Consider the following 8422-nt stretch of genomic DNA (forward strand, 5'->3'; position numbering starts at 1 on the left):
TTCAGAAGGGTGTTGCTTCTGCAGCAGCAAGAGGCTATGTTGACACTGTGATCAGCCCGGCTGACACAAGAAAATATGTAATCGGTGCATTTGAGATGCTGTTCACAAAGAGGGAAGATCGTCCGTCTAAGAAACACGGAACGGTTTAAGCGAGGTGACGCATATGAAGACAATCAAAAAAATAACTTCTGTCTGCATGGCACTTCTCGTAATGGCAGCACTGATCATTGGCAGTACTTCTATGGTATTTGCTGCTGACGAAGTTGATGATTCTGTAAAGAACTCTCTGGTAACCACAACAGAGGGTCTGACAGATGAGATCATTGGATTCAGTGATGAAGAAATCGAAAGTTACCTGGACTCAACAAATGAGTTTACTGCAAGTGCAATGCAGTCCTGGAACTCTGCCAGAGATGAACTTGGCGCAAAGAAAGAAAACAATGGCGAAACTACTGTAACCTTAAAGGATGATCAGTATACAGTTACAGTTCCTGTTAAATTTGAGAAAGCAGATGCAAATTTTGTATATGTTTTCGATGCAACAGGAACACCGACTTCTCTGTCTGTAGATGTACAGTATGGTCTTGGAAAAACTCTTCAGAGAGCTGGTCTTAACACTCTGATGGGTATCGGAACTGTATTCGTAATGCTGGTTTTATTAAGCCTTCTGATTTCTCTGTTTAAATTTATTCCGAATCCGGAAGCAAAGAAAGCAGCAGAAGCAAAAGCAGCCAAAGCTGCAAAAGAAGCTGAGGCGGCAGCAATCGCAGCAGCGGCTCCTGTACAGGCAGAAGAGAACCTTGCAGATGACGGAGAACTGGTAGCTGTTATCGCAGCAGCAATTGCAGCAGCAGAAGGAACTACAACAGACGGATTCGTAGTTCGTTCCATCCGTAAAGCGAAAAGAAGCAGAAGATAATAAAAAGTGAAAGATTTATTACTGTTCTATTTAATATTTTCAGAACGTGTCACATCGAACGTAGTGAGCAGTAACATTATCATTTAGGAGGATTTTAAAATGAAAAGCTATACAATTACAGTAAACGGTACAGCATATGAAGTAACTGTTGAAGAAACAGGCAGCGTATCCGCACCAGCAGCAGCTCCAAAAGCAGCACCTAAGGCAGCACCGGCAGCAGCACCAAAAGCAGCAGCACCGGCAGCAGGCACAGGTGCAGTGAAAGTAACTGCTTCCGTACCAGGAAAAGTTGTTAAAGTAGCAGCAAGCGTTGGACAGGCAGTAAAAGCCGGAGACAGCGTAGTTATTCTTGAATCCATGAAAATGGAAATCCCTGTAGTAGCTCCTCAGGATGGTACTATCGCAAGCATTGATGTTGCAGAAGGTGCCTCTGTAGAAAACGGAGATACTTTAGCAACAATGAACTAAGACGGGAGGTAGTCAAATGTCTTATGTAACAGAAACATTGTCCAACCTGATTCATCAGACAGCATTCTTTAATCTGACATGGGGCAATTACCTGATGATCGCAGTAGCCTGCGTATTCCTTTACCTTGCTATCAAGAAAGGATTCGAGCCGCTTCTGCTTGTTCCTATCGCATTTGGTATGCTGCTTGTAAATATCTATCCGGACATTATGGCAAATCCGGAAGATATGTCCAACGGTGTAGGTGGACTTCTTCATTATTTCTACATCCTTGATGAGTGGAGTATCTTACCATCCCTGATCTTCATGGGTGTAGGTGCCATGACAGACTTCGGTCCGCTGATCGCAAACCCGATCAGCTTCCTGATGGGTGCAGCAGCACAGCTTGGTATCTATGCAGCTTACTTCCTTGCAATCTTCCTTGGATTCAACGGAAAAGAAGCAGCAGCAATCTCCATCATCGGTGGTGCTGACGGCCCGACTTCCATTTTCCTTGCAGGTAAACTTGGACAGACAAGCCTGATGGGACCGATCGCAGTAGCAGCATATTCCTATATGTCACTGGTTCCAATCATCCAGCCGCCTATCATGAAACTCTGCACAACAGAGAAAGAACGTAAGATCAAAATGGATCAGCTTCGCCCGGTTTCCAAACTGGAGAAGATCCTGTTCCCGATCATTATCACAATCGTTGTCTGCCTGATCCTGCCTACAACAGCTCCGCTGGTTGGTATGCTCATGCTTGGTAACCTGTTCAGAGAGTGCGGCGTTGTAAAACAGCTGACAGAAACAGCTTCCAATGCCCTGATGTATATCGTAGTTATCCTTCTGGGTACATCCGTAGGTGCTTCCACAAGTGCAGAAGCATTCTTAAACGTAGATACTCTGAAGATCGTAGTTTTAGGTCTTGTTGCATTCGCAATCGGTACATTCGGTGGATGTATGCTTGGTAAACTGCTTTGCAAACTGACTCATGGACGTATCAACCCGCTGATTGGTTCTGCCGGTGTATCCGCAGTACCTATGGCAGCCCGTGTATCCCAGAAAGTGGGTGCAGAGGCAGATCCTACAAACTTCCTTCTGATGCACGCAATGGGCCCGAACGTTGCCGGTGTTATCGGTACAGCCGTAGCAGCCGGAACATTCATGGCTATTTTCGGTGTATAATTGAATAAAATGAGTTCCCTGCTTTTATTGCGGATGCAATAGGCAGTGGAACCGCTATTCGATATAGAGCCACAGGGTATGACAACTGTCTGATCCCTGAAGTAATATTGGCTAAGTTATTGAGAACAAAATGGTCAGTAACGAACAAACTATAAAGGAGATTTAATAATGGCAGAATTAGAGAAAAAACCTGTTAAAATTGTGGAAACAATTCTCCGTGATGCTCATCAGTCCCAGATCGCAACACGTATGACCACAGAACAGATGCTTCCGATCGTAGATAAACTTGACAAAGTCGGCTATCACGCAGTAGAGTGCTGGGGTGGTGCAACATTCGATGCATCCCCTCGTTTCCTCCACGAAGATCCATGGGAAAGACTTCGTAAATTACGTGACGGCTTCAAGAACACAAAACTTCAGATGCTCTTCCGTGGACAGAACATCCTTGGATATCGTCCATATGCAGATGACGTTGTAGAATACTTCGTACAGAAATCTGCTGCAAACGGAATCGACATCATCCGTATTTTTGACTGCCTCAATGACCTTCGTAACCTGCAGACAGCAGTAAGCGCTGCAAACAAAGAGAAGGCTCATGCACAGGTAGCTCTTTCCTACACATTAGGAGATGCTTACACACTGGAATACTGGACAGACATCGCAAAACGTATCGAAGATATGGGCGCTGATTCCATCTGTATCAAAGATATGGCAGGTCTTCTCCTTCCAAACAAAGCTACAGAGCTTGTAACAGCATTAAAAGAAACAGTTAAGATCCCGATCGACCTTCATACACATTACACATCCGGTGTAGCTTCCATGACTTACTTAAAAGCAGTAGAAGCTGGTGTAGATATCATCGATACAGCAATGTCTCCATTCGCACTGGGAACATCCCAGCCTGCAACAGAAGTTATGGTTGAGACATTCAAGGGAACACCATATGATACAGGATTTGACCAGAAACTTCTTTCAGAGATCGCTGACTACTTCCGTCCGATCCGTGACGAAGCTCTTGACAGCGGACTGCTCAATCCGAAGAACCTTGGTGTTAACATCAAAACTTTACTGTACCAGGTACCGGGCGGTATGCTCTCCAACCTGACTTCCCAGTTAAAAGAACAGCACGCAGAAGACAAATTCTACGATGTTCTTGAGGAAGTTCCGCGTGTACGTAAAGACCTCGGCGAGCCGCCACTTGTAACTCCGTCTTCACAGATCGTTGGTACACAGGCTGTATTCAACGTACTTATGGGCGAGAGATACAAAATGGTTACAAAAGAAACAAAGGATATCCTGTTAGGAAAATACGGCGCAACTGTAAAACCGTTTAATCCGGAAGTACAGAAGAAGTGCATCGGCGATGAGAAACCGATCACATGCCGTCCTGCAGACCTTCTTGACAATGAGCTTGAGAAACTCGAAAGTGAAATGGCTCAGTACAAAGAACAGGATGAAGACGTATTAACATACGCGCTGTTCCCACAGGTGGCTATGGACTTCTTCAAATATCGTCAGGCTCAGAAAACAAAAGTTGACGAAAAAGCAGCTGACAAAAAGAACGGAGCTTATCCGGTTTAATTAAATATGTCCAAACGAGAAAAAGGAGCTTGTGCAGGCAGGCTCCTTTGCGTTATTATAGAGGAATGTAATATTAGGAGGACATTCCATGAGTAAAGTTTTGATCATCGGCGGAGGAGCTGCCGGCATGATGGCGGGAGTTTTCGCAGCCCGCAACCATCATGAAGTTCATATATTAGAAAAAAACGAGAAACTCGGCAAGAAAGTATTTATCACAGGAAAAGGCAGATGCAACGTAGCTAATGCCTGCGACACAGAAGAACTTTTCCCGGCAGTAATGAGTAACCCGAAGTTCCTCTACAGTGGATTCTATTCATTTGGTCCACAGGACGTCATGAATTTCTTTGAAGAAGCAGGCGTCCCTCTGAAAGTAGAAAGAGGAAACCGTGTTTTTCCACAATCTGACCATTCCTCAGATATCATCCGTGCCCTGGAACGGGAACTGAAGAAAGCAGGAGCAAAGATTCATCTGCATACAGCTGTAAAAGAAATCGTAAAAGAATCTGCAGCAGACAGCGAAACAGAGAATAAGTCAGGAAGTAATTCAGAAAGTAATTCAGAAAGTAATTCAGAAAGTAATTCAGAAAGTAATTCAGGAAACAACTCAACAGACGTAGCAACTGCTAAATTAAAAAGCAAGGCAGAAAAAGCTGATGGTAAAGAAAAAGAGAAGATTACAGGAGTAATTCTTGAAGATGGTACCTTCATGGAAGGTGATGCAGTCATCGTGGCTACCGGTGGATTCTCCTATCAGAGTACAGGCTCCACAGGAGACGGATACCGTTTCGCAAAGGAACTGGGACTGAAAGTCACAGACATCAGCCCATCTCTGGTTCCATTAAAGACAAAAGAAGACTATATCCCGAAACTTCAGGGTCTTTCTCTGAAGAACACGGGACTTACCATAAAGAACGGCAAGAAAGTACTGTATGAAGATTTCGGTGAAATGATGTTTACTCACTTCGGAGTTACAGGTCCGATGATCCTGTCTGCCAGTGCTCACATCGGCGCAAAACTGGCAAAAGCTCCAAATGGTGAACTGTCCGCATATCTGGATCTCAAACCGGCTCTTACAAAAGAACAGCTTGATGCCAGAATCCTGCGTGAATTCGAAGCAGGACAGAACAAACAGTTCAAGAACGTCATCGGCGTACTTTTCCCATCGTCTTTGACACCAGTTATGCTGGAGCTGGGCGGAATCCCGGCAGATAAGAAAATCCATGACATCTCCAGAGAAGAACGCCAGCACTTTATTGACCTCATAAAGGCATTCCCGTTTACCATCACAGGAATGGGTGAGTTCAAAGAAGCCATCATCACCAAAGGTGGCGTTTCCGTAAAAGAGATTAACCCTGGAACCATGGAATCAAAGAAAATCTCAGGTCTTTACTTCGCAGGCGAAGTGCTGGATCTGGATGCAGTGACAGGTGGATATAACTTACAGATTGCCTGGTCAACTGCATATCTGGCAGCACAGGCGATACAATAATCGATGATCGTTACTCTGTTCACATGATACTAGCCCACATAGAGTGTTAATGGACAGCAACCAGTAACAGTAAAGCTATTATAGAAGTAAGCAGATAAGGCAGTATCTTGTAAGAAAATTATATCTATGATATGATTCGGCTATACATTATCCGCTTGATTAAATATAAATATTAAGCAATAAGACAGAGAAATCTGTTTAAATAATAGAAACAGGAGGAACCGTGAAAATGGGATGTAATATTGCCATCGACGGACCTGCAGGAGCAGGAAAGAGCACTATCGCCAAAAAAGTGGCGAAAGAATTATCATTTATCTATGTAGACACAGGAGCCATGTACAGAGCAATGGCCTTATATCTCCTCAACCATGGCGTAAACGGAGACAGTCAGGACGAGATCGAAGCCGCATGTTCCGGTGCAGACATCTCTATCGAATATAAAAACGGAGAGCAGATCGTAATCCTCAACAGCGAGAACGTCAACTCCATGCTCCGTACCGAACAGGTAGGAAACATGGCATCCAAAAGTTCCGCAAATGCAAAAGTAAGAGCTCATCTTCTGAAACTCCAGAGAACTCTGGCAGAGAAGAACGATGTAGTCATGGACGGAAGAGATATCGGCACAACCATCCTTCCGAACGCTGAAGTAAAGATTTACCTCACCGCCAGCGCCGACACCAGAGCCAGAAGAAGAGCCCTCGAATACGAGCAAAAAGGAGAACCGTTCAACCTCGACCAGATCCGCAAGGACATCATCGAGCGCGATGAACGCGATATGAACCGTGAAGTTTCTCCTCTGAAACAGGCAGACGATGCAGTACTTGTAGATTCCTCAGAAATGGGAATTGATGATGTTGTAAATGCCATCCTTAATGTATATAAGGAAAAAGTACAGAAATAGTATTTTATATTGAAAACCATGCAATTTCTTTGATATTGATGCTTTATTATTTCCTGCTAAAGAAATTACTATCGAGAAATAGATATGTGTATAACTGTACAGAGCGAAAGGATTATTTATGAAAGTAAAAGTAGCAGAAACGGCCGGCTTCTGCTTTGGCGTCAAACGCGCAGTAGACAAAGTCTATGAACTGATCGATACAGAACAGAAACCGATCTTCACTCTGGGTCCGATCATCCACAACGAAGAGGTAGTATCAGATTTGGAAGCCAAAGGCGTTCACGTCATCACAGAAGAGAGCTTAGATGCACCCGATGAAAACCTGCAGAACGGCATTGTAGTGATCCGTTCTCATGGTGTAGGGAAACCGATCTACGATAAACTGAAGGAAAAAGACATCTCCTACGTAGATGTCACCTGCCCCTTCGTTCTGAAAATCCACCGCATCGTAGAGAAAGAAAGCATTGCCGGAAAACACGTGATTATCATCGGCGACAAAGATCACCCCGAAGTTCAGGGCATCTGCGGATGGTGTCAGGGTCCCTACACAGTGATCAAAAACCAGGAAGAAGCAGACGCATTTGTACCTTCAAAAGGGAAAAAAATAAGTATTGTGTCCCAGACGACATTTAATTACAACAAATTTAAAGATTTAGTTGAAATTCTTCGCAAAAAGAGGTATGATAATAATGTTTTAAATATTCTTAATATTTTAAACACTATTTGTAATGCTACCGAAGAACGGCAGAAAGAAGCAAAAAACATAGCCGGAGAGGTAGACACTATGCTGGTCGTAGGCGGCCGCCATAGTTCCAATACTCAAAAGCTGTTTGAAATATGCAAAAAGGAATGTGGAAATACTTACTATATACAAACACCTGTAGACTTGGATTCTGAAATGTTCCAATGCAGTAGTTATGTAGGTATTACAGCAGGGGCTTCCACCCCAAAGAAAATTATTGAGGAGGTTCAAGAACATGTCAGAATTAAGTTTTGAACAGATGCTGGAAGATTCCGTAAAAACTATCAGAAATGGAGAGATTGTACAGGGTACTGTCATCGATGTAAAAGAAGATGAGATTATTCTGAATATCGGTTATAAAGCAGACGGTATTATCACAAAGAACGAATACTCTAACGATGCAAGCCTTGTACTCACAGATGCTGTTCACGTTGGCGACACAATGGAAGCAAAAGTTCTCAAAGTAAATGATGGAGAAGGTCAGGTTACTCTTACTTATAAGAGACTGGCAGCAGAGAAAGGTAACAAACGTCTTGAAGAAGCATTTGAGAATCAGGAAGTATTAAAAGCTACTGTATCTCAGGTACTTGATGGCGGACTTTGTGTAAACGTAGACGAAGCAAGAGTATTCATTCCTGCAAGCCTCGTTTCCGACACATATGAGAAAGACCTTTCCAAATATGCAGATCAGGAAATCGAATTCGTGATCACAGAATTCAACCCAAGAAGACGCCGTATCATCGGTAATCGTAAACAGCTTCTTCTTGCTGAGAAATCAGAAAAACAGAAAGAATTAATGGAGAAAATCCATGTTGGCGATACAGTTGAAGGAACTGTTAAGAACGTTACAGATTTCGGTGCATTCATCGATCTCGGCGGAGCTGATGGACTTCTTCACATCTCTGAAATGTCCTGGGGCAGAGTAGAGAATCCGAAGAAAGTATTCAACGTTGGTGACACTGTAAGAGTTCTTATCAAAGAGATCAACGGAGATAAGATCGCACTTTCCCTTAAATTCCCGGAAGAGAATCCATGGCTCACAGCAGCTGAGGACTTCGCTGTAGGAAACGTAGTAAAAGGTAAAGTTGCACGTATGACAGACTTCGGTGCATTCGTAGAACTCGCACCTGGCGTAGATGCACTTCTTCATGTATCTC

Annotated in this window: 9 protein-coding genes; all 9 read left to right on the plus strand. The window is 43.6% G+C overall.

Annotated elements, in window-relative coordinates:
* Positions 1–149: carboxyl transferase domain-containing protein (locus ACTNES_RS17730; protein WP_441040253.1), on the plus strand; the 149-nt coding region annotated here is incomplete at its 5' end.
* A 14-nt stretch (positions 150–163) separates the two neighbouring features.
* Positions 164–919: an OadG family transporter subunit gene (locus tag ACTNES_RS17735; protein WP_441040247.1), complete on the plus strand. Its 756-nt coding sequence runs from the start codon at positions 164–166 to the stop codon at positions 917–919.
* Positions 920–1018: 99 nt separating this feature from the next.
* The gene (locus tag ACTNES_RS17740; protein ID WP_026649622.1) at positions 1019–1387 is read left to right on the plus strand and encodes a biotin/lipoyl-binding carrier protein; all 369 of its coding nucleotides are present in this window, start codon (positions 1019–1021) and stop codon (positions 1385–1387) included.
* Positions 1388–1403: 16 nt separating this feature from the next.
* Positions 1404–2552: a sodium ion-translocating decarboxylase subunit beta gene (locus ACTNES_RS17745; RefSeq protein ID WP_441040248.1), complete on the plus strand. Its 1149-nt coding sequence runs from the start codon at positions 1404–1406 to the stop codon at positions 2550–2552.
* 168 nt (positions 2553–2720) lie between these two features.
* Positions 2721–4133 (plus strand): oxaloacetate decarboxylase subunit alpha, encoded by a 1413-nt coding sequence (locus ACTNES_RS17750; RefSeq protein ID WP_441040249.1) that lies wholly within the window; start codon positions 2721–2723, stop codon positions 4131–4133.
* 88 nt (positions 4134–4221) lie between these two features.
* On the plus strand, positions 4222–5622 hold the full coding sequence (locus tag ACTNES_RS17755; RefSeq protein WP_441040250.1) for an NAD(P)/FAD-dependent oxidoreductase: 1401 nt from the start codon (positions 4222–4224) through the stop codon (positions 5620–5622).
* Positions 5623–5851: 229 nt separating this feature from the next.
* Positions 5852–6523, plus strand: coding sequence for a (d)CMP kinase (cmk, locus tag ACTNES_RS17760; RefSeq protein WP_291816747.1), 672 nt, complete (start codon positions 5852–5854; stop codon positions 6521–6523).
* 118 nt (positions 6524–6641) lie between these two features.
* Positions 6642–7520 (plus strand): 4-hydroxy-3-methylbut-2-enyl diphosphate reductase, encoded by an 879-nt coding sequence (gene ispH, locus ACTNES_RS17765; RefSeq protein WP_441040251.1) that lies wholly within the window; start codon positions 6642–6644, stop codon positions 7518–7520.
* The coding region (locus ACTNES_RS17770) for a 30S ribosomal protein S1 (RefSeq protein WP_441040252.1) at positions 7501–8422 on the plus strand (922 nt) is incomplete at its 3' end. The genes ispH and ACTNES_RS17770, both read left to right, overlap by 20 nt.

The sequence above is a fragment of the Blautia sp. HCP3S3_D9 genome (assembly GCF_052063845.1).
In the GTDB taxonomy this organism is placed as follows: Bacteria; Bacillota; Clostridia; order Lachnospirales; family Lachnospiraceae; genus Blautia_A.